This is a genomic window from Rhizobium sp. USDA 3886 (assembly GCF_056279785.1).
Window position 1 is genome coordinate 674,861 of sequence record NZ_JBWCDC010000001.1, and the last position, 20,238, is coordinate 695,098.

Sequence of the window (20,238 nt, forward strand, 5' to 3'; positions counted from 1 at the left end):
GGAAAAGAAGAACAGCCCGTGCCGTTTTGCTGGCACGCGGAGTAACAAAGACAAGGATAACGTCGAATGAACGGCCAAAATATCCGCATTCGCCTGAAGGCGTTCGATCACCGAATTCTCGATGCTTCCACGCGCGAGATTGTGTCGACGGCGAAGCGCACCGGCGCAAGTGTCCGGGGCCCCGTTCCGCTTCCGACCCGCATCGAGAAGTTTACGGTCAACCGGTCCCCGCACATCGACAAGAAGAGCCGCGAGCAGTTCGAGATGCGCACGCATAAGCGCCTCCTCGACATCGTAGACCCGACCCCGCAGACGGTAGACGCGCTGATGAAGCTCGATCTCGCCGCCGGTGTCGATGTTGAGATCAAGCTCTGAGCCTGGCTCGAGCGGATTTGGAAGGATTGAACCGATGCGTTCAGGTGTGATTGCACAGAAGGTGGGAATGACCCGCGTCTACAACGACGCCGGCGAGCATGTCCCGGTAACGGTATTGCGTATGGAAGGCTGCCAGGTCGTTTCTACGCGCACCGTCGAAAAGAATGGCTATACCGCAGTTCAGCTCGGTGCTGGCCAGGCGAAGGTTAAAAACACGTCCAAGGCGATGCGCGGCAACTTTGCCGTTGCCAACGTCGAGCCGAAGGCCAAGCTTGCTGAATTCCGCGTGACGGAAGACAACCTGCTGGAAGTCGGCACGGAGATCAAGGCTGGTCACTTCGCTGCAGGTCAGCTTGTCGACGTGACGGGTACGACCATCGGTAAGGGCTTTGCCGGCGCCATGAAGCGCCACGGCTTCGGCGGTCTGCGCGCCACGCACGGTGTGTCCGTTTCGCACCGCTCGCATGGTTCGACGGGTTCGCGCCAGGATCCGGGCAAGGTTTTCAAGAACAAGAAGATGGCTGGTCACATGGGCCAGACGCGCGTAACGACTCAGAACCTGGAAGTGGTTTCGACCGATGAAGATCGCGGTCTGATCCTGATCAAGGGTGCAGTACCCGGTTCCAAGGGTGCCTGGATCATCGTGCGCGATGCCGTCAAGTCGGCAGCGAAGTAAGGGAGCCGGACCAATGGAATTCAACGTCAAGACCCTCGAGGGAAAAGACGCAGGGAAGGTTTCTCTTTCTGATGCGATTTTCGGCCTTGAGCCCCGCGAAGACATTCTCGCCCGCGTTATCCGCTGGCAGCTTGCCAAGAAGCAGCAGGGCACGCACAAGACCAAGGGCCGCGCCGAAGTCTGGCGCACCGGCGCCAAGATGTACAAGCAGAAGGGTACGGGCCGCGCTCGTCACCATTCAGCTCGCGCTCCGCAGTTCCGCGGCGGTGGCAAGGCTCACGGCCCGGTTGTTCGCAGCCACGAACACGACCTTCCGAAGAAGGTTCGCGCTCTCGGCCTGCGTCTCGCTCTGTCGGCAAAACTGAAGTCCGATGATGTCATCGTCATCGACAACCTAGTCGCAGCTGAAGCAAAGACCAAGGCTCTCGCCTCCGTTTTCGAGACGCTGGGCCTGACCAATGCGCTCTTCATCGGCGGCGCTGAGCTTGATGGCAACTTCAAGCTTGCAGCCAAGAACATCCCGAACATCGATGTTCTGCCGATCCAGGGCATCAACGTTTACGACATCGTGCGCCGCGGCAAGCTCGTGCTTTCCAAGGCAGCCGTTGAAGCGCTAGAGGAGCGATTCAAGTGACCGATCTTCGCCACTATGATGTGATCGTCTCGCCGGCGATCACCGAAAAGTCCACGCTGGTATCGGAAAACAACCAGGTTGTTTTCAACGTCGCCAAGGCGGCCACGAAGCCGGAAATCAAGGCTGCAGTCGAGGCGCTCTTCGGCGTCAAGGTCACGGCCGTCAACACTCTGCTCCGCAAGGGCAAGACCAAGCGTTTCCGCGGTTTTGTCGGCAAGCAGAAGGACGTGAAGAAGGCTGTCGTCACTCTGGCTGAAGGCCAGACGATCGACGTCTCCACCGGTCTCTGAGGAATAAAAAAATGGCATTGAAAACATTCAATCCTACAACCCCGAGCCAGCGCCAGCTGGTCATCGTCGATCGCTCCTCGCTCTACAAGGGCAAGCCGGTCAAGGCGTTGACGGAAGGCCTGACGAAGAGCGGCGGTCGTAACAACCTCGGCCGCATCACGGCCCGCTTCATCGGCGGCGGTCACAAGCGTACGTATCGTCTGGTCGACTTCAAGCGTCGCAAGTTCGACGTCGAAGGCACCGTCGAGCGTATCGAATACGACCCGAACCGCACCGCGTTCATCGCGCTCGTCACCTACGCCGACGGCGAAAAGGCCTATATCCTCGCTCCGCAGCGCCTTGCTGCCGGCGACAAGGTTATCGCTTCGGAGAAGGCTGTCGACGTGAAGCCCGGCAACACCATGCCGCTGCAGTTCATCCCGGTCGGCTCCATCATCCACAACGTGGAAATGAAGCCGGGCAAGGGCGGTCAGATCGCACGTTCGGCTGGCGGTTACGCACAGCTCGTCGGCCGTGACGCTGGCATGGCTATCCTTCGCCTCAACTCCGGCGAACAGCGCCTCGTGCACGGCAGCTGCCTGGCGACGATCGGTGCGGTTTCGAACCCGGACCACGGCAACATCAATGATGGCAAGGCCGGTCGTACTGTCTGGCGCGGCAAGCGTCCGCATAACCGCGGTGTCGTGATGAACCCTGTCGACCATCCGCACGGCGGTGGTGAAGGCCGCACCTCGGGTGGCCGTCATCCGGTTAGCCCGTGGGGCAAGCCGACCAAGGGCAAGCGTACCCGGTCGAACAAGTCGACCGACAAGATGATCATGCGCTCGCGTCATCAGCGTAAGAAGTAAGAGAGGAAGTCTCCAATGGCTCGTTCAGTATGGAAAGGTCCGTTCGTTGACGGCTATCTTCTCAAGAAGGCTGAGAAGGTTCGTGAAGGCGGACGTGCAGAAGTAATCAAGATCTGGAGCCGTCGCTCCACGATCCTGCCGCAGTTCGTCGGTCTCACCTTCGGCGTCTACAACGGCAGCAAGCATGTTCCGGTCAGCGTCAATGAAGACATGGTCGGCCACAAATTCGGTGAATTCTCTCCGACCCGGACCTATTACGGTCACGGTGCGGACAAGAAGGCAAAGAGGAAGTAACAATGGGCAAGGCAAAAGCCGAACGCGCGGCTGAAGGACAACGAGGCGCAAGCAGTCGCCCGCACGCTCCGCGTCAGCCCACAGAAGCTCAACCTGGTTGCTGCGACCATCCGCGGCAAGAAGGTTGACCGTGCACTCGCTGAGCTGGAATTCTCCCGCAAGCGCATCGCAGGCGCCGTCAGGAAGACGCTCGAATCTGCGATCGCCAACGCCGAGAACAACCATGATCTCGACGTTGACTCGCTGGTCGTGGCGGAAGCCTATGTCGGCAAGTCGATCGTCATGAAGCGCTTCCACGCTCGTGGCCGCGGCCGTGCATCTCGCATCGAGAAGCCGTTCGCGCACCTGACGATAGTCGTCCGCGAAGTGCAGGCACAAGAGGAGGCCGCATAATGGGTCAGAAAATTAATCCAATCGGTTTCCGTCTTGGCATCAACCGTACCTGGGATAGCCGCTGGTTCGCGGACAATGCCGAATACGGTCAGCTGCTGCACGAAGACCTGAAGATGCGTAAGTTCGTCATGAGCGAACTGAAGCAGGCTGGTATTGCAAAGGTCGTCATCGAGCGTCCGCACAAGAAGTGCCGCGTCACGATCCACTCGGCTCGTCCGGGTCTGATCATCGGCAAGAAGGGTGCAGACATCGACAAGCTCCGCAAGAAGCTGTCGGACATGACGAACTCGGAAACGCACCTCAACATCGTCGAAGTGCGCAAGCCGGAAGTCGACGCAACGCTCGTCGCCCAGTCGATCGCCCAGCAGCTGGAACGCCGCGTGGCCTTCCGCCGCGCCATGAAGCGTGCTGTTCAGTCTGCAATGCGTCTTGGCGCCGAAGGCATCAGGATCACCTGCGCAGGCCGTCTCGGCGGTGCGGAAATCGCTCGTACCGAATGGTACCGCGAAGGCCGCGTTCCGCTGCACACCCTGCGTGCGGACATCGACTACGGTACGGCTGAAGCCGAAACCGCATTCGGCATCTGCGGCATCAAGGTCTGGATCTTCAAGGGGGAAATCCTTGAGCACGATCCGATGGCCTCCGAGCGCCGCGCACTCGAGGGTGACGCTCAGGGTCCGGCAAGCCGTGACCGCGATCGTCGCCGCGACAACGCTTAATAGCGTTGGTGGCAGATAAGTTCGGAGAATAAGAAAATGTTGCAGCCAAAGCGTACCAAGTACCGCAAGCAATTCAAGGGCCGCATCAAGGGCGTCGCCAAGGGTGGTTCCGACCTCGCCTTCGGTGAATTCGGCCTGAAGGCTCAGGAGCCCAACCGCGTCAACGCACGTGAAATCGAAGCGGCCCGCCGCGCGATCACGCGCTACATGAAGCGCGCCGGCCGTGTATGGATCCGCGTGTTCCCGGACGTTCCGGTAACCGCAAAGCCGACCGAAGTCCGCATGGGTAAGGGTAAGGGCTCCGTCGAATATTGGGCATGCAAGGTCAAGCCTGGCCGAATGATGTTCGAGATCGACGGCGTCACCGAAGAAATCGCCCGCGAGGCGCTTCGTCTCGGCTCGGCCAAACTCTCGGTCAAGACGCGTTTCGTTCAGCGCATTGCAGAGTAAGGAGAGGCAGATGAAAGCCGAAGAAGTCCGCGGCCTCACGGCCGATCAGCTCAAGGACAAGCTCGCCAACCTCAAGAAGGAGCAGTTCAACCTGCGCTTCCAGAAGGCAACCGGCCAGCTCGAAAAGTCCTCGCGCATCAACGAAGTCCGCAAGGACATCGCCCGCGTGAAAACCATTGCCCGCCAGAAGGCGGCAGAAGCAAAGGCGTAAAGGAAAAAGAACATGCCGAAGCGCATTCTGCAGGGCGTTGTCGTTGGCGACAAGAACGAGAAGACTGTCGTAGTTCGCGTTGAGCGCCGTTTCGCTCACCCGCTGCTTCAGAAGACCGTTCGTCGTTCCAAGAAGTACAAGGCCCACGACGAAAACAACCAGTACAAGATCGGCGATACCGTATCCATCGAGGAATGCGCACCGATCTCCAAGGACAAGCGCTGGACGGTCATTTCCGCCCAGGGCAAGTAACAGAATTTTGTGCGAGGCCTTGCGTCTCGCTGAAATTTCTGTATGAAGCAGCGTCAGAACGCTCGAATGCCGGGCGTTCTTTTGCTTTGAGCGCATGGAAGGTCCCGTCGGGAAACCACCTTGGCACGATTTTTCCCGCGCTATTCAAGCTATTGCCGTGTCTGTACCCGTCCTTGAGGCGGGTTCGGCGGGCTGACAATTTTCATGAGCCGGGGTAGGGGGCGAAAGCCCAACCATTCCGGTAAAACAAGAAGGCGACCTGATATGATTCAGATGCAAACAAACCTCGACGTCGCGGATAATTCCGGCGCGCGTCGTGTCATGTGCATCAAGGTGCTGGGCGGCTCAAAGCGCAAGTATGCCTCGATCGGCGACGTCATCGTCGTTTCGATCAAGGAAGCGATCCCGCGCGGCCGCGTGAAGAAGGGTGACGTGATGAAGGCGGTGGTTGTTCGTACCGCCAAGGAAATCCGTCGCGTAGATGGCAGTGTCATCCGCTTCGACACGAATGCAGCAGTCCTCATCGACAACAAGAAAGAGCCGATCGGCACCCGTATCTTCGGACCGGTTCCGCGCGAACTTCGCGCCAAGAACCACATGAAGATCATCTCGCTGGCTCCCGAAGTACTGTAAGGAGCGGGAACGATGCAGAAGATTCGTAAAGGCGACAAGGTCGTCATGCTCGCAGGCAAGGACAAGGGCCGTACCGGCGAAGTCCTTCAGGTTCTTCCGAAGGAAGATCGCGCGGTCGTCCGTGGCGTCAACGTCGTCAAGCGCCATCAGCGCCAGACGCAGTCGCAGGAAGCCGGCATCATCAGCAAGGAAGCCTCGGTTCACCTGTCAAACGTTGCAATCGTCGACAAGGACGGCAAGCCGACTCGCGTCGGTTTCAAGGTCGTTGACGGCAAGAAGGTCCGTGTGGCCAAGCGTTCTGGAGATGTGATCGATGGCTGAGGCAAAATACGAGCCGCGGCTCAAGAAGGAATATGTCGAGCGCATTCGCAAGGCGATGCAGGAGAAGTTCTCCTACGCCAATGAGATGCAGATTCCGAAGCTCGACAAGATCGTAATCAACATGGGTATTGGCGAAGCCACGGCTGATTCGAAGAAGCCGACGGTTGCCGCAGCCGATCTGGCAGCGATCGCTGGCCAGAAGGCGGTCATCACCCGTGCACGCAACTCCATCGCTGGCTTCAAGGTCCGCGAGCAGATGCCGATCGGCGCCAAGGTCACCCTGCGCGGCGCCCGCATGTACGAGTTCCTGGACCGTCTCGTGAACATCGCGCTTCCGCGCGTTCGCGACTTCCGCGGCCTGAACCCGAAGAGCTTTGACGGCCGTGGCAACTTCGCCATGGGCATCAAGGAACACATTGTGTTCCCTGAGATCAACTACGACAAGGTTGATCAGATGTGGGGCATGGACATCATCGTTTGCACGACGGCAACGAAGGACGACGAAGCGCGGGCTCTGCTGACAGAGTTCAACTTCCCGTTCCGTCAGTAACCGTAACGACGAGCGTAGAAAAGGAACCTGACATGGCGAAGACAAGCGCAGTTGAAAAGAACAAGCGCCGCCGTACTACGGTCGCAAATCAGGCTGCCAAGCGCGCAGCCCTGAAGGCGATCATCATGAACCAGTCTCTTCCGATCGACGAGCGGTTCAAGGCCTCGATCAAGCTGGCATCCCTGCCGCGCGATGGATCAAAGACCCGCATTCGCAACCGTTGCGAAGTATCGGGCCGCCCGCGCGCGTACTACCGCAAACTGCGCATGTCGCGTATCGCGCTGCGTGAACTGGGCAATCTCGGCAAGGTGCCGGGCATCGTCAAGTCGAGCTGGTAAGGAGCAGGTTAGATGACAATGACTGATCCGTTGGGCGATATGCTCACTCGCATCCGCAACGGCGCTTCCCGCCGCAAGTCGTCGGTTTCGACGCCTGCGTCCAAGCTCCGTGCACGCGTTCTTGATGTTCTGCAGTCCGAAGGCTACATCCGTGGCTATTCCGTTGTCGATTTCGGCAATGGCAAGTCGGAACTCAGCATCGAGCTGAAGTACTACGAAGGCACATCGGTGATCCGTGAGATCGGCCGTGTGTCCAAGCCGGGCCGCCGGGTTTATGTCTCGGTCAAGTCCATTCCGCAGGTCGCGAACGGCCTCGGCATCACCATCCTTTCGACCCCGAAGGGTGTGATGGCCGATCACCAGGCTCGCGAACAGAACGTTGGTGGTGAGGTTCTTTGCTCTGTCTTCTAAGACAGGGCAGGGATCTCCATAGCGAACAGACAGGATTGAAACATGTCTCGTATCGGTAAGAAGCCCGTTCAGGTACCTGCTGGGATCACGGCTACGGTCGATGGCCAGAAGGTTACTGCAAAGGGCCCGAAGGGCGAGCTGTTCTTCGTCGCAAACGACGAAGTCGGCGTAAAGCTCGAAGATAATGCGGTCGTGGTCACGCCGCTCAACCAGACCAAGGATGCTCGCGCAAAGTGGGGTATGTCCCGCACGATGATCGAGAACATCTTCAAGGGCGTCAAGGACGGTTACGAGCGCAAGCTCGAAATCAACGGCGTCGGTTACCGTGCATCCTTGCAGGGCAAGAACCTGCAGCTGGCTCTCGGCTTCAGCCACGACGTGGTCTATGAGCCGCCGGTCGGTATCTCGATCGCTGTTCCGAAGCCGACGGAAATCGTCGTCACGGGCATCAACAAGCAGCAGGTCGGCCAGGTTGCAGCGGAAATCCGCGAATACCGCGGCCCCGAGCCCTACAAGGGCAAGGGCGTGAAGTATGCTGACGAGCGTATCGTCCGCAAAGAAGGCAAGAAGAAGTAAGGATCACGCGAAATGGCTAGCAGGAAAGAAGCACTTGCACGTCGTGCCAACCGCGTGCGCCGTCAACTCAAGTCGGTGGCCAATGGCCGTCCGCGCCTGTCGGTTCATCGCTCCTCGAAGAACATCTACGCTCAGGTCATCGATGATGTGGCCGGCAAGACGCTCGCGTCTGCCTCCACGCTCGACAAGGATCTGCGCGGTTCTCTGAAGACCGGTGCCGACACCGCAGCAGCTGCCCTCGTCGGCAAGCTCGTTGCAGAGCGCGCCTCCAAGGCCGGCGTCAACGAAGTCGTATTCGATCGTGGCGCCTTCATCTATCACGGCCGCATCAAGGCTCTGGCAGATGCAGCCCGCGAAGGCGGTCTGACCTTCTAAAGAGATTTCCGGCCGCACGTCTTTGACGGCGGCCGGATTTTCACCGGACCGCGAACGCTCCCGCAGGGGAGGCCGATGCGGTCCTCGGTTTGTTTGCCGATTGCACCCGGAAAAGAAAAAGGAAGAGGACAATGGCACAGGAAAGAAGGGGCTCTCGCGACGATCGCCAGAGCCGCGAAGAGCGCGATAGCGAATTCGTCGACAAGCTTGTCGCGATCAATCGCGTCGCCAAAGTCGTCAAGGGCGGCCGCCGTTTCGGTTTTGCCGCTCTCGTCGTCGTCGGTGACCAGAAGGGCCGCGTAGGCTTCGGTCACGGCAAGGCACGCGAAGTGCCGGAAGCCATCCGCAAGGCAACAGAAGCCGCCAAGCGCGAGCTGATCTTCGTTCCCCTGCGTGAAGGCCGCACCCTGCATCACGACGTCCATGGCCGCCATGGCGCCGGCAAGGTTCTGCTGCGCTCGGCCAAGGTCGGTACCGGTATCATCGCCGGCGGTCCGATGCGCGCCGTTTTCGAAACGCTCGGCGTTCACGACGTTGTCGCCAAGTCGACCGGTTCCTCGAACCCGTACAACATGGTTCGCGCAACCTTCGACGCCCTGAAGCACCAGGTTCACCCGAAGGACATCGCAGCTCAGCGCGGCATCAAGTATGCTACGCTTCAGGCTCGCCGTGCCGCCTCCGGCAACGCCTCTGAAGAATAAGAGGAGTCTGACCCATGGCTAAGGCTACCAAGAAGACCGAAGCGAAGACGGTTACCGTCGAGCAGATCGGCAGCCCGATTCGTCGGCCGGCTGTACAGCGTCAGACGCTGATCGGCCTCGGCCTCAACAAGATGCACCGGACCCGCACCCTGGAAGATACGCCTTCCGTTCGCGGCATGATCCGTGCTGTCCAGCATCTCGTTCGCGTCGTCGACGAGAAGTGAGACGGAGGTTATCATCATGAAACTCAATGAAATCAGAGATAACGAAGGTTCGACCCATAGCCGTAAGCGCCTCGGCCGCGGTATCGGTTCGGGCTCCGGCAAGACCGGTGGTCGCGGTGTGAAGGGTCAGAAGTCCCGTTCCGGCGTTGCCATCAACGGTTTCGAAGGCGGCCAGATGCCAATCTACCGCCGTCTGCCGAAGCGCGGCTTCACGAATATCTTCAAGGACGACTTCGCCGTCGTCTCGATTGCACGCATCCAGGCTGCGATCGACGCCGGCAAGCTAGACGCCAAGGCGACTGTCGACGCCGCTGCCCTCAAGGCGGCCGGTGTGATCCGCCGCGCCAAGGACGGTGTTCGCGTTCTCGGTGACGGTGAGCTGAAGGTAAAGATCAAGCTCGAAGTCGCAGGCGCGTCCAAGCCTGCCGTCGAGAAGATCGAAAAGGCCGGCGGTTCGATCACGCTTCTTTCTGCCGCAGCGGCAGAATAATAATCTTATGATATGTCGCCCGGGGTGGCTTCACACCGGGCGATTTTGCTCCCATATGTGGGCCTCACAAGAATCTGCATCGTTGCACCCCGCAGCGTGCCGGTTCCGACGAAATCAAGGGTGAGGCATAGGTTGCGCCAGCAATCCGTCCGAAGCCCGGTTGTGAATAATTTGAATACCGATTCCGGGTCCGGCACTCGCTCGAAGCGCCCGAATTGGTAGCGCGGAGAATCGCATGGCGTCTGCAGCGGAACAGTTGGCTTCCAACCTTAATTTTTCGACCTTCGCCAAAGCCGAGGATCTCAAGAAGCGCCTGTGGTTCACGCTGGCAGCTCTCCTCGTCTATCGCCTTGGTACGCACATTCCGCTTCCGGGCCTGAATCCCGAAGCCTATGCCCAGGCCTTCCGCGGCCAGGCAGGCGGCATTCTCGGCCTCTTCAACATGTTTTCGGGCGGCGCCGTCGAGCGCATGGCGATCTTCGCGCTCGGCATCATGCCCTATATCTCCGCCTCCATTATCGTGCAGCTGATGACCTCGGTCGTGCCGGCGCTCGAAAACCTGAAGAAGGAAGGCGAACAGGGCCGCAAGATCATCAACCAGTACACCCGCTACGGAACGGTGCTGCTCGGCGCGCTGCAGGCCTACGGCATCGCGGTCGGCCTTGAAAGCGGCAGCGGCCTCGTGGTCGATCCGGGCTGGTTCTTCCGCGTTTCCACCGTCATCACGCTGCTCGGCGGCACGATGTTCCTGATGTGGCTCGGCGAGCAGATCACCTCGCGCGGCATCGGCAACGGCATTTCGCTAATCATCTTCGCGGGCATTGCCGCCGGCCTTCCGAGCGCGCTTGCCGGTACCCTCGAGCTCGGCCGCACCGGCGCGCTTTCGACGTCGCTGATTCTCGCGGTCATCCTGATCGCAATCGCCGTTATCGCCGTCATCGTCTTCGTTGAACGTGCCCAGCGCCGGCTGCTGATCCAGTATCCGAAGCGTCAGGTGGGCAACCGCATGTTCCAGGGCGATACGTCGCACCTGCCGCTGAAGCTCAACACCTCGGGCGTCATTCCGGCAATTTTCGCTTCGTCGCTGCTGCTTCTGCCGGCAACCGTCGCGGGCTTTGCCAACACGACGTCCCTGCCGTCCTGGGCAACCACGATCGTTGCAGCGCTCGGCCATGGCCAGCCGCTCTACATGCTGCTCTATGCGGCATTGATCGCCTTCTTCGCATTCTTCTACACGGCCATCGTCTTCAATCCGAAGGACACGGCCGATAACCTGAAGAAGCACGGCGGCTTCATCCCCGGCATTCGTCCGGGCGAGCGCACCGCCGAGTATATCGATTTCGTCCTGACCCGCATCACGGTCATCGGCGCGATCTACCTTGTCTTCGTCTGCATCCTGCCTGAGATCCTGGTGTCGCAAACCGGCATCCCATTAGCCCTTGGTGGCACTTCGCTTTTGATCGTGGTTAGCGTAACTCTTGATACGGTGGCTCAGATCCAGGGTCATCTGATCGCACAGCAGTACGAAGGCCTGATCAAGAAATCGAAGTTGCGTGGAGGAAAGAGGGGGCGATGAGACTCATACTTTTGGGGCCGCCGGGTGCGGGCAAGGGAACCCAGGCCCAGCGGATCGTGGAAAAGTACGGCATTCCGCAACTTTCCACGGGTGATATGCTTCGTGCAGCCGTTCACGCCGAAACAGAGGTCGGCAAACGCGCAGATGCCTTGATGAAGGCGGGCAAACTGGTTCCTGACGAAGTCGTCAATGCCATCGTCTCCGAGCGCATCGACCAGCCGGACTGTGCGAAAGGCTTCATCCTCGACGGCTTTCCCCGGACGCTGGTCCAGGCGGACGCCACCGAAGCGATGCTTCGCGCAAAGGGTCTCGACCTGTCGGTCGTCATCGAGTTGAAGGTCGACGATGACGAGCTCATTCGCCGTGTTGCAGGGCGCTATTCATGCGCGCAGTGCGGCAGCGTGTACCACGACACCGACAAGGCTCCGGCCAGCGAAGGCGTCTGCGACAAGTGCGGTTCGACGCATTTCAAGCGCCGGCCGGACGATAATCCGGAGACGATGACGGCGCGGCTTCAGGTTTACTACAAGGAAACCTCGCCGTTGATCGGCTATTACCACGCCAAGGGGAAGCTCAAGAGCGTGGATGGTATGGCCGATATGGATCACGTCACGCGCGAGATCGAAGCCATTCTTTCGAAGCTGTAAAGCTTTGAAAATAAACTTGGCGGGACCGGTTGCCATTCGGCGCTGATTCCGCTAAACACCGCGCCAACTCGCGACATTCAATGCGATCGGCGCGGATTTCCCAAGGAAGTCCGGGTTCGGTCGTTTTGACATGTTACGAACCCAAATTTGCACGAGCGGCCCTTCGGAGGGCGGCATAATCGAAGCCCTCTTGCCGGATGGCAACTGGAACTCAAGGAGAATAGGCGTGGCACGTATCGCTGGCGTCAACATCCCGACTGCGAAGCGCGTCGTTATCGCGCTGACCTACATTCACGGGATCGGTTCGAAATTCGCACAGGAAATCGTCGAGAAGGTCGGCATCCCGGCTGATCGCCGCGTGCACCAGCTCACGGACGCTGAAGTTCTTCAGATCCGCGAAACGATCGATCGCGACTATCAGGTCGAAGGTGACCTTCGTCGCGAAACCTCGATGAACATCAAGCGCCTGATGGACCTCGGCTGCTACCGCGGCCTGCGTCATCGTCGCGGCCTGCCGGTTCGCGGTCAGCGCACGCACACCAATGCCCGCACCCGCAAGGGCCCGGCAAAGGCGATCGCTGGTAAGAAGAAGTAATTTTGAGGCAGTAGGCAATAGGCAGCAGGCATGAGGGGACTCCCTATTGCCTACTGCCTAAATCCTATTGGCTCGAAGGTGTAGCCGCTGGCATTACGGCGGTGAAGATATCCAGGAAAGGGATACAATGGCCAAGGAAGCCGTCCGCGTTCGCCGTCGCGAACGTAAAAACATCTCGTCGGGTGTGGCTCACGTCAACTCGACCTTCAACAACACGATGATCACCATCACTGACGCGCAGGGCAACGCAATCGCCTGGTCCTCCGCTGGTGCCAAGGGCTTCAAGGGTTCACGCAAGTCGACCCCGTTCGCGGCCCAGATCGCTGCTGAAGATGCTGCCAAGAAGGCGCAGGAACACGGCATGAAGTCGCTGGAAGTCGAAGTTTGCGGTCCGGGTTCTGGCCGTGAATCGGCTCTGCGCGCGCTCCAGGCTGCCGGTTTCATGATCACGTCCATCCGCGACGTGACGCCGATCCCGCACAATGGCTGCCGCCCGCGCAAGAAGCGCCGCGTCTGATCATCGCCACTCACAACACCGGTGAGCGTTTTGTTGACGCTCCCGGTGCTTCTCAAGCTCGGTTGCCACGATTGGATGGTGGCAACGAACGGAAGGCAAAACAATGATTCAGAAGAACTGGCAGGAATTGATCAAGCCGAACAAGGTCGAGTTCGCTTCGAGCTCGCGCATCAAGGCGACGCTCGTTGCAGAGCCGCTGGAGCGCGGTTTCGGCCTGACTCTCGGCAACGCGCTTCGCCGCGTTCTGCTCTCGTCGCTGCGCGGTGCCGCTGTGACGGCCGTGCAGATCGACGGTGTGCTGCACGAATTCTCCTCGATTCCGGGCGTCCGCGAAGACGTGACGGATATCGTGCTCAACATCAAGGAAATCGCCATCAAGATGGATGGCGATGACGCAAAGCGCATGGTCGTCCGCAAGCAGGGCCCGGGCGTTGTGACGGCTGGCGACATCCAGACGGTCGGCGATATTGAAATCCTCAACCCCGAGCATGTGATTTGCACGCTCGATGAGGGCGCCGAAATCCGCATGGAATTCACCGTCAACAACGGCAAGGGCTACGTTCCGGCCGAACGCAACCGTGCGGAAGATGCTCCGATCGGTCTCATCCCGGTCGACAGCCTCTATTCGCCGGTCAAGAAGGTGTCCTACAAGGTTGAAAATACCCGCGAAGGACAGGTTCTCGACTACGACAAGCTGTCGATGACCATCGAAACCGATGGCTCGATTACCGGCGAAGATGCCGTCGCTTTTGCGGCTCGCATCCTCCAGGACCAGCTTGGCGTCTTCGTCAACTTCGACGAGCCGCAGAAGGAAACCGAAGAAGAAGCAGTCACCGAACTCGCTTTCAACCCGGCGCTCCTCAAGAAGGTAGACGAACTCGAACTGTCGGTCCGCTCGGCAAACTGCCTGAAGAACGACAACATCGTCTACATCGGCGACCTCATTCAGAAGACCGAAGCAGAAATGCTCCGCACGCCGAATTTTGGTCGCAAGTCGCTGAACGAAATCAAGGAAGTTCTCGCTTCCATGGGGCTGCACCTCGGCATGGAAGTGCCGGCATGGCCGCCCGAGAACATCGAAGATCTCGCCAAGCGGTATGAAGACCAGTACTAACCATCAAACGGCGGGCGAGATGCCTGCATGTGAAGGAGAATAGCCATGCGCCACGGTAAAGCCGGCCGCAAGCTGAACAGAACCGCAAGCCACCGCAAGGCGATGTTCGCCAACATGGCGGCTTCGCTCATCACGCATGAGCAGATCGTGACGACCCTGCCGAAGGCAAAGGAAATCCGTCCGATCGTTGAAAAGCTCGTCACGCTCGGCAAGCGCGGCGACCTGCACGCCCGCCGTCAGGCGATCTCGCAGATCAAGGACGCCGCTGTCGTTGCGAAGCTCTTCGACACGATCGCTTCGCGCTACGCAACCCGCCACGGCGGCTACCTGCGTATCATGAAGGCCGGCTTCCGCCAGGGCGACAACGCCGCTCTCGCCGTCATCGAATTCGTTGACCGCGACACCTTCGCCAAGGGCGCAGCCGACAAGGCCCGCACCGCCGCCGAAGAGCAGGCCGTCGCCGCTTAATATTGCCCGGTTCGCCGGAAGCGGAACAGCCGGGCTGAGAAGCCCGGCTGTTTTTGTTGTGCGCCCAGCATGGGCGCATTCTTGCGGGTGCAAGTCCCACCGTAAGCTGGTCACAGCGAGCGAAGAGAAGCGCAACTGCGATCGATCGGAACTGGGACGACGACGAGTACAAGGAAGATCAAGTCCAAGCGGTGCTCGGCCCATGCACGGGTATTTTCGGAACTGACTGCTCGGTCACACTAGGGCACCGTAGCGTCAAGCCTTGTTGAGGTCGGCTGCAAAGATGTCGCTCCAAGGTCAGGAAACCGCTGCGGGGACTCCCGTTCGTGCCTTCTGTTGCCCGCGCTTCCTGCTGCGCGCGATCGGCCGCCAGGAGCGGTAGAGGATCAAGAGGATCAGCAGGCTGACATAGATATATTGCTCGAGACTGAGGACCTTGGTCGACAGCGCGAAATGCAGCGCGCCGCAGGCCGCCACGATATAGACGAGGCGGTGGAGGCGGACCCAGTTCGGGCCGAGGCGGCGGATCGAGAAATTGTTGGATGTCAGCGCAAGCGGAATGAGCAGCGTCATGCCCGCCATGCCGAACATGATGAAGGGGCGTTTCACGACATCGTCGATGACGGCTTGAATGATGAAGGCCTGGTCGAGCACCATGTAGACGGTGAAGTGCATCGCGACATAGTAGAAACAGAGCAGGCCGAGGGCGCGGCGGTAGCGCAAATAGTTCCAGCCTAAGAGCTCGCGGGCAGGGCTGACGGCAAGCGTCAGGATCAGGAAGCGGATTGCCCAGAGGCCGAGGAAAAGCTCGAAGATCTTCACCGGATCGGCGCCGAGCCCGCCTGTGGCGCCGAGGTAGAAATACCAGGCGGCAGGCAGGAGACCCACGACATAGAGCGCCCAGACGGAGGCAGGCTGCCAGCGTTTCGGTAGCGCGAGCGGAAATTCAGCCATCAGAAATTCGCCTTCAGGTCCATGCCGGCATAGAGGCTCGCGACCTCATCGGCGTAGCCGTTGAAGGGCAGCGTCGGATGGCGGCTGGCACCGAAGAAGCCGCTTTCGCCGATGCGGCGTTCGCTCGCCTGGCTCCAGCGCGGATGGTCGACTGCCGGGTTGACATTGGCATAGAAGCCATATTCCTGCGGGTTGGTTACCTGCCAGGTGTTCTTCGGCTGCTGGTCGGTGAGCGTGATCTTCACGATCGACTTGATGCCTTTGAAGCCGTATTTCCACGGCACGACCAGGCGGATCGGCGCGCCGTTCTGGTTCGGCAGCGTCTGGCCGTAGAGCCCCACGGCAAGCAGCGTCAGCGGATGACGGGCTTCGTCGAGGCGCAGGCCCTCGACATAGGGCCATTCGAGCGACTGGAAGATGCCCTTCTGGCCCGGCATCTCGTCCGGGCGGACGACGGTTTCGAAGGCGACGTATTTGGCGCTGCCCAGCGGCTCCACCTTGTCGAGCAGGGCTGCGAGCGGGAAGCCGTCCCACGGGATCACCATCGACCAGGCCTCGACGCAGCGCATGCGATAGATGCGCTCCTCGATCGGGAATTCCTTGATGAGCGCTTCGATGTCGAAGGACCCTGGCTTGGCGACCATTCCATCGACCTCGACGGTCCAGGGCAGGGGCTTGAAGTCGCCGGAAAGCGCTGCGGGGTCTCCCTTGTCGAGGCCGAATTCGTAGAAGTTGTTATAGGTCGTCACATCCTTCAGCGGCGTCGTCTTCTCGTCGACCTTGTACTTGCTCTCGATGACGGAAAGTGCCGCGGCGCTTGCCTTGCCGGCACCATAGAGCGCCACGGCGCTGAGTGTTGCAGCCCCGAGAAACTCGCGGCGGCGGAGATAGACCTGGCGCGGCGTGATCTCCGAAGACGAGATCTTTGGCGGATGATAAGCCGGCATTTCGAAATCCTCCTGGGCAAGAACGGCCCGATATCTCAATAAACGCATCAGCAGCGTCTTTGGATGACTGTGTAGGCCTTGAAGATTGCTTTCGGGAAGCCAATTTTTTGTGTTCGGGTGTGATGGAATAGCCTGTAACAAAAGGCTGCGACCCGCCGTATATGTACGATGGGCGCAAACCGGCGGCGTACCGGATTTGCCCTTGCCGGTAGTGACAGCCCCCGCCGATTGGATTAGGACAATTCCAAAATGCAGCGACTGCCGGCCAGCAAGCTTTCTTGCCGTCCCGCATCGTCCGCGCAATTTCCGCAGATCGAGGAAGAAACCGATGCCAGCTTACCGTTCCAGAACCACGACCCACGGCCGCAACATGGCGGGCGCGCGCGGCCTTTGGCGCGCGACGGGCATGAAGGATTCGGACTTCGGCAAGCCGATCATCGCGGTGGTGAATTCCTTCACCCAGTTCGTGCCCGGCCACGTGCACCTCAAGGACCTCGGCCAGCTCGTCGCCCGCGAGATCGAAGCGGCCGGCGGTGTTGCCAAGGAGTTCAACACGATCGCCGTCGACGACGGCATCGCCATGGGCCATGATGGCATGCTCTATTCGCTGCCGTCGCGCGAACTGATCGCCGACAGCGTCGAGTACATGGTCAACGCCCATTGCGCCGACGCCATGGTCTGTATCTCGAACTGCGACAAGATCACCCCCGGCATGCTGATGGCGTCGCTGCGCCTCAACATCCCGACTATCTTCGTTTCCGGCGGCCCGATGGAAGCCGGCAAGGTTATTCTGCAGGGCAAGACGCATACGCTCGATCTGGTCGATGCCATGGTTGCCGCAGCCGACGACAAGATGAGTGACGAGGATGTTCAGACGATCGAGCGCTCGGCCTGTCCTACCTGCGGCTCGTGCTCTGGCATGTTCACGGCCAATTCCATGAACTGCCTGACAGAAGCGCTCGGCCTGTCGCTGCCCGGCAACGGCTCGACGCTTGCAACCCATGCGGACCGCAAGCGCCTCTTCGTCGAGGCCGGCCACCTGATCGTCGATCTCGCCCGCCGTTACTACGAACAGGACGACGAAATGGCCCTGCCGCGCAGGATCGCCTCGAAGCAGGCATTCGAAAACGCCATGACGCTCGATATCGCCATGGGCGGCTCGACAAACACCGTTCTGCACATTCTGGCTGCCGCCCATGAGGGCGAGGTCGATTTTACGCTGGCGGACATCGACGCGTTGTCGCGCCGCGTGCCCTGCCTCTCCAAGGTCGCGCCCGCCAAGGCGGACGTGCACATGGAAGACGTCCACCGCGCCGGCGGCATCATGTCGATCCTCGGCGAACTCGACAAGGGTGGCCTGCTGAACCGCGATTGCCCGACCGTTCATGCCGAGACGCTGGGCGATGCCATCGACCGCTGGGACATCACCCGCACCAGCAGCGAGACGGTTCGCGATTTTTATCGCGCGGCCCCCGGCGGCATCCCGACCCAGGTCGCCTTCAGCCAGAGTGCCCGCTGGGAAGAGCTGGATACCGACCGCGAAAATGGCGTCATCCGCTCGGTCGAACATCCGTTCTCGAAGGATGGCGGCTTGGCCGTCCTCAAGGGCAACCTCGCGCTCGACGGCTGCATCGTCAAGACCGCGGGCGTCGATGAATCTATCCTGAAATTCTCCGGTCCGGCCAAGGTCTTCGAAAGCCAGGATGCGGCCGTGAAGGGCATTCTCAGCAACGAAGTCGTGGCGGGCGATGTGGTCGTGATCCGCTACGAGGGCCCGAAGGGTGGCCCCGGCATGCAGGAAATGCTCTATCCGACCAGCTACCTGAAGTCGAAAGGTCTCGGCAAGGCCTGCGCGCTGATCACCGATGGCCGCTTCTCCGGCGGCACGTCCGGCCTCTCGATCGGCCACGCTTCGCCTGAAGCGGCAAACGGTGGCACGATCGGCCTCGTGCGTCCCGGCGACATGATCGATATCGACATTCCGAACCGAACAATCAGCCTGCGTGTCAGCGACGCCGAGCTTGCGACCCGCCGTTCCGAGCAGGAAGAGAAGGGTTGGCACCCGGCCGAACACCGCAGGCGCAACGTCACGACGGCACTGAAGGCCTACGCGGCCTTCGCGACGAGCGCGGACCGCGGTGCGGTGCGGGACCTCGGCGGCCGCTGAAAAAGCTGCAAGATTTAATCGAACGACGGCGCCTCTGGAATGCGGCGCCGTTTTTGTTTGTATGCTCGGGAAAATATGGAGCACCTTGCATTCCGTAAGGAAATTCCTTACTTTCGGCATGGAGGTGAGACCCTATGATTGCCAGCAAATTGACGAGCAAGGCACAGACGACGATACCGCAAGCTGTCCGCACGGCCCTTCATCTGAAGGAAGGGGACTCGATCATCTATACTTTGGAGGCCAACGGCCGGGTGACGATATCGCGCGCTCCACATGAGACGCCATTGGAAGATCCATTCGGCACTTTCTCCGAATGGGACAGCGAGGCGGATCGCAGAGCCTATGCCGATCTTTAAGCAGGGCGACATCGTTCGGGTGCCTTTTCCCTACACTGATCGCGACACCCGCCAGCGCAGGCCGGCGCTCGTCGTATCGGCTGGTCAGATCGGTGAAAACGCTGCGCTGCTCTGGGTCGTGATGATCACTTCAGCGGAGAACCGGCGGCCCTGGAATGGCGATGTCGCGATTCCCGATTACGCCGCTTCTGGATTACCCGCTCCCTCGGTCGTCCGTCCGGTGAAAATCGCCACGGTCGAAAGCCGCCATGTCGAAACGATCGGCAAATTGTCGGACTCGACGGTGGGGGTAGTCCTGACCCAGGTGCGGGCTCTGATCGAGGGCTGACCAGATACCGATACAGCTACAGCGGCCGGTTGATGTTCTTGTAGGTCTCTTCGAACTGCTTCATCCGCTCGTCATAGGCGGCCTTGATGCAGGCAGCATCAGCCTTGCATTCTTGGCGCTTTTTCAGCCAGGCCGTCTGCTCGTCCTGCAGCGTGCCGCGCGAGCCCATCGCGAGGAGGCCCGAAAGAAGATCGAACGTCGTCGTCATCCGCACGTCGGCGTCGTTGAGCGCGCGGTTGTCGCAGATCACTTTCTCATCCGGCTTCAGTTCCTTTGCATCGCAGTCGAAGCTCGCGGCCCAGGTCGCGCCAGAGCCCAAGCCAGTTGCGGAAATGGCGAGGATGGCGAGGGTGAGGGAACGTCTCATGCAAGTCTTCCTGTTCTCGGGAATGCGGGGCGCCTCAAAGGAACGCCAACACCAGAAAGATGAAGCAGCAGGCCCAGACGGCAAGGACGAAAAGAAGCCCCGCTCTGCTACGGCCCGGACGGCTGGCGCACAATTCGGCCTCCTTCCTGAGTTCGGCCATGATCTGCGGCGGGACGAGCTTGACGGCGAGCAGAATGCCGAGCGGCAGGATGACGAGGTCGTCGAGATAGCCGAGGACCGGGATGAAATCCGGGATCAGGTCGACAGGTGAAAGCGCATAGGCGGCCACTGCTGCAGCCGCCGCCTTGGCAAGCCATGGAACGCGTGGGTCACGAGCGGCAAGCCATAACGCGGCGATGTCACGCTTCAGTGACTTCGCCCATGTTTTCGCTTTTGATATCAGTTCCATGCCGCAAGTTCCTCATGTGCTTTCAAACCTGT

General features: G+C 60.1%; 33 protein-coding genes and 1 pseudogene. 30 read left to right on the forward strand and 4 right to left on the reverse strand.

Annotation, left to right across the window (positions count from 1 at the left end; genetic code table 11):
* Window positions 1-66 precede the first annotated feature (66 nt).
* The 27 genes and pseudogenes from rpsJ to rplQ all read left to right on the forward strand — a co-directional run bounded on the left by rpsJ (window position 67) and on the right by rplQ (window position 14,678).
* A complete protein-coding gene (rpsJ, locus tag ACZ9BX_RS03445) occupies window positions 67-375 on the forward strand; it encodes a 30S ribosomal protein S10 (RefSeq protein WP_003547547.1) in 309 nt (102 codons plus the stop codon).
* Between the two features lie 34 nt (window positions 376-409).
* Complete coding sequence (rplC, locus tag ACZ9BX_RS03450) at window positions 410-1,051, forward strand: 50S ribosomal protein L3 (protein ID WP_027509258.1); 642 nt, start codon at window positions 410-412, stop codon at window positions 1,049-1,051.
* Between the two features lie 13 nt (window positions 1,052-1,064).
* Window positions 1,065-1,685 carry a 50S ribosomal protein L4 gene (gene rplD / locus ACZ9BX_RS03455; RefSeq protein ID WP_027509259.1) on the forward strand — a complete coding sequence of 207 codons (621 nt, stop codon included), beginning with the start codon at window positions 1,065-1,067 and terminating at the stop codon, window positions 1,683-1,685.
* Window positions 1,682-1,975 carry a 50S ribosomal protein L23 gene (locus tag ACZ9BX_RS03460; RefSeq protein ID WP_022718390.1) on the forward strand — a complete coding sequence of 98 codons (294 nt, stop codon included), beginning with the start codon at window positions 1,682-1,684 and terminating at the stop codon, window positions 1,973-1,975. Before rplD ends, ACZ9BX_RS03460 begins: the two co-directional genes overlap by 4 nt.
* 11 nt (window positions 1,976-1,986) lie before the next feature.
* Window positions 1,987-2,823: a 50S ribosomal protein L2 gene (gene rplB, locus ACZ9BX_RS03465; protein WP_132561723.1), complete on the forward strand. Its 837-nt coding sequence runs from the start codon at window positions 1,987-1,989 to the stop codon at window positions 2,821-2,823.
* A 15-nt stretch (window positions 2,824-2,838) separates the two neighbouring features.
* Complete coding sequence (gene rpsS / locus ACZ9BX_RS03470; protein WP_007531666.1) at window positions 2,839-3,117, forward strand: 30S ribosomal protein S19; 279 nt, start codon at window positions 2,839-2,841, stop codon at window positions 3,115-3,117.
* 2 nt (window positions 3,118-3,119) lie between these two features.
* Window positions 3,120-3,510 (forward strand): annotated as a pseudogene (gene rplV / locus ACZ9BX_RS03475) (50S ribosomal protein L22).
* Window positions 3,510-4,229: a 30S ribosomal protein S3 gene (rpsC, locus tag ACZ9BX_RS03480; RefSeq protein WP_027509263.1), complete on the forward strand. Its 720-nt coding sequence runs from the start codon at window positions 3,510-3,512 to the stop codon at window positions 4,227-4,229. Before rplV ends, rpsC begins: the two are co-directional and overlap by 1 nt.
* 36 nt (window positions 4,230-4,265) lie before the next feature.
* Window positions 4,266-4,679, forward strand: a complete 414-nt coding sequence (gene rplP, locus ACZ9BX_RS03485; RefSeq protein ID WP_022718386.1) for a 50S ribosomal protein L16 — start codon at window positions 4,266-4,268, stop codon at window positions 4,677-4,679.
* Between the two features lie 10 nt (window positions 4,680-4,689).
* The gene (rpmC, locus tag ACZ9BX_RS03490) at window positions 4,690-4,890 is read left to right on the forward strand and encodes a 50S ribosomal protein L29 (protein ID WP_022718385.1); all 201 of its coding nucleotides are present in this window, start codon (window positions 4,690-4,692) and stop codon (window positions 4,888-4,890) included.
* Between the two features lie 12 nt (window positions 4,891-4,902).
* On the forward strand, window positions 4,903-5,142 hold the full coding sequence (rpsQ, locus tag ACZ9BX_RS03495) for a 30S ribosomal protein S17 (protein WP_003547557.1): 240 nt from the start codon (window positions 4,903-4,905) through the stop codon (window positions 5,140-5,142).
* Window positions 5,143-5,406: 264 nt separating this feature from the next.
* Window positions 5,407-5,775, forward strand: a complete 369-nt coding sequence (gene rplN, locus ACZ9BX_RS03500; protein WP_027509264.1) for a 50S ribosomal protein L14 — start codon at window positions 5,407-5,409, stop codon at window positions 5,773-5,775.
* 12 nt (window positions 5,776-5,787) lie between these two features.
* A complete protein-coding gene (rplX, locus tag ACZ9BX_RS03505; protein ID WP_027509265.1) occupies window positions 5,788-6,096 on the forward strand; it encodes a 50S ribosomal protein L24 in 309 nt (102 codons plus the stop codon).
* The gene (gene rplE, locus ACZ9BX_RS03510; RefSeq protein ID WP_027509266.1) at window positions 6,089-6,646 is read left to right on the forward strand and encodes a 50S ribosomal protein L5; all 558 of its coding nucleotides are present in this window, start codon (window positions 6,089-6,091) and stop codon (window positions 6,644-6,646) included. Before rplX ends, rplE begins: the two co-directional genes overlap by 8 nt.
* Before the next feature lie 32 nt (window positions 6,647-6,678).
* Window positions 6,679-6,984 carry a 30S ribosomal protein S14 gene (gene rpsN / locus ACZ9BX_RS03515; RefSeq protein ID WP_027509267.1) on the forward strand — a complete coding sequence of 102 codons (306 nt, stop codon included), beginning with the start codon at window positions 6,679-6,681 and terminating at the stop codon, window positions 6,982-6,984.
* Window positions 6,985-6,996: 12 nt separating this feature from the next.
* Complete coding sequence (gene rpsH / locus ACZ9BX_RS03520; protein ID WP_022718381.1) at window positions 6,997-7,395, forward strand: 30S ribosomal protein S8; 399 nt, start codon at window positions 6,997-6,999, stop codon at window positions 7,393-7,395.
* Between the two features lie 42 nt (window positions 7,396-7,437).
* On the forward strand, window positions 7,438-7,971 hold the full coding sequence (gene rplF / locus ACZ9BX_RS03525; protein ID WP_027509268.1) for a 50S ribosomal protein L6: 534 nt from the start codon (window positions 7,438-7,440) through the stop codon (window positions 7,969-7,971).
* A 12-nt stretch (window positions 7,972-7,983) separates the two neighbouring features.
* Entirely contained in the window at window positions 7,984-8,346 is a 363-nt protein-coding gene (gene rplR, locus ACZ9BX_RS03530; protein ID WP_037063305.1) for a 50S ribosomal protein L18, read from the forward strand.
* 131 nt (window positions 8,347-8,477) lie between these two features.
* A complete protein-coding gene (gene rpsE, locus ACZ9BX_RS03535) occupies window positions 8,478-9,047 on the forward strand; it encodes a 30S ribosomal protein S5 (protein ID WP_027509270.1) in 570 nt (189 codons plus the stop codon).
* Window positions 9,048-9,061: 14 nt separating this feature from the next.
* The gene (rpmD, locus tag ACZ9BX_RS03540; protein ID WP_022718377.1) at window positions 9,062-9,271 is read left to right on the forward strand and encodes a 50S ribosomal protein L30; all 210 of its coding nucleotides are present in this window, start codon (window positions 9,062-9,064) and stop codon (window positions 9,269-9,271) included.
* 16 nt (window positions 9,272-9,287) lie between these two features.
* Entirely contained in the window at window positions 9,288-9,761 is a 474-nt protein-coding gene (gene rplO / locus ACZ9BX_RS03545) for a 50S ribosomal protein L15 (RefSeq protein ID WP_476215743.1), read from the forward strand.
* Window positions 9,762-9,996: 235 nt separating this feature from the next.
* Window positions 9,997-11,337 (forward strand): preprotein translocase subunit SecY, encoded by a 1,341-nt coding sequence (secY, locus tag ACZ9BX_RS03550; RefSeq protein ID WP_086999344.1) that lies wholly within the window; start codon window positions 9,997-9,999, stop codon window positions 11,335-11,337.
* On the forward strand, window positions 11,334-11,984 hold the full coding sequence (locus tag ACZ9BX_RS03555; RefSeq protein ID WP_476215746.1) for an adenylate kinase: 651 nt from the start codon (window positions 11,334-11,336) through the stop codon (window positions 11,982-11,984). The genes secY and ACZ9BX_RS03555 overlap by 4 nt, the downstream gene beginning before the upstream one ends.
* Before the next feature lie 226 nt (window positions 11,985-12,210).
* Window positions 12,211-12,579 (forward strand): 30S ribosomal protein S13, encoded by a 369-nt coding sequence (gene rpsM, locus ACZ9BX_RS03560; protein WP_022718373.1) that lies wholly within the window; start codon window positions 12,211-12,213, stop codon window positions 12,577-12,579.
* A 127-nt stretch (window positions 12,580-12,706) separates the two neighbouring features.
* Window positions 12,707-13,096 (forward strand): 30S ribosomal protein S11, encoded by a 390-nt coding sequence (gene rpsK, locus ACZ9BX_RS03565; protein WP_022718372.1) that lies wholly within the window; start codon window positions 12,707-12,709, stop codon window positions 13,094-13,096.
* A 103-nt stretch (window positions 13,097-13,199) separates the two neighbouring features.
* Complete coding sequence (locus ACZ9BX_RS03570) at window positions 13,200-14,210, forward strand: DNA-directed RNA polymerase subunit alpha (protein WP_027509274.1); 1,011 nt, start codon at window positions 13,200-13,202, stop codon at window positions 14,208-14,210.
* 45 nt (window positions 14,211-14,255) lie between these two features.
* Entirely contained in the window at window positions 14,256-14,678 is a 423-nt protein-coding gene (gene rplQ, locus ACZ9BX_RS03575) for a 50S ribosomal protein L17 (RefSeq protein WP_027509275.1), read from the forward strand.
* Between the two features lie 297 nt (window positions 14,679-14,975).
* Here rplQ and msrQ read toward each other — a convergent pair whose 3' ends face one another.
* Window positions 14,976-15,632 (reverse strand): protein-methionine-sulfoxide reductase heme-binding subunit MsrQ, encoded by a 657-nt coding sequence (gene msrQ / locus ACZ9BX_RS03580; protein ID WP_132561729.1) that lies wholly within the window; start codon window positions 15,630-15,632, stop codon window positions 14,976-14,978.
* Complete coding sequence (gene msrP, locus ACZ9BX_RS03585; protein ID WP_476215750.1) at window positions 15,632-16,579, reverse strand: protein-methionine-sulfoxide reductase catalytic subunit MsrP; 948 nt, start codon at window positions 16,577-16,579, stop codon at window positions 15,632-15,634. The genes msrQ and msrP overlap by 1 nt, the downstream gene beginning before the upstream one ends.
* Before the next feature lie 328 nt (window positions 16,580-16,907).
* Here msrP and ilvD point away from each other — a divergent pair, with 328 nt between their 5' ends.
* From ilvD to ACZ9BX_RS03600, 3 genes are all read left to right on the forward strand, one after another.
* Window positions 16,908-18,746 (forward strand): dihydroxy-acid dehydratase, encoded by a 1,839-nt coding sequence (gene ilvD / locus ACZ9BX_RS03590; protein WP_476215752.1) that lies wholly within the window; start codon window positions 16,908-16,910, stop codon window positions 18,744-18,746.
* A 134-nt stretch (window positions 18,747-18,880) separates the two neighbouring features.
* Complete coding sequence (locus ACZ9BX_RS03595; protein WP_027509279.1) at window positions 18,881-19,102, forward strand: type II toxin-antitoxin system PrlF family antitoxin; 222 nt, start codon at window positions 18,881-18,883, stop codon at window positions 19,100-19,102.
* Complete coding sequence (locus ACZ9BX_RS03600) at window positions 19,089-19,430, forward strand: type II toxin-antitoxin system PemK/MazF family toxin (protein WP_476215754.1); 342 nt, start codon at window positions 19,089-19,091, stop codon at window positions 19,428-19,430. The genes ACZ9BX_RS03595 and ACZ9BX_RS03600 overlap by 14 nt, the downstream gene beginning before the upstream one ends.
* A gap of 16 nt (window positions 19,431-19,446) precedes the next feature.
* Here ACZ9BX_RS03600 and ACZ9BX_RS03605 read toward each other — a convergent pair whose 3' ends face one another.
* Complete coding sequence (locus tag ACZ9BX_RS03605; protein ID WP_476215756.1) at window positions 19,447-19,797, reverse strand: lysozyme inhibitor LprI family protein; 351 nt, start codon at window positions 19,795-19,797, stop codon at window positions 19,447-19,449.
* 34 nt (window positions 19,798-19,831) lie between these two features.
* Entirely contained in the window at window positions 19,832-20,206 is a 375-nt protein-coding gene (locus ACZ9BX_RS03610) for a YkvA family protein (RefSeq protein ID WP_476215758.1), read from the reverse strand.
* Window positions 20,207-20,238: the final 32 nt, after the last annotated feature.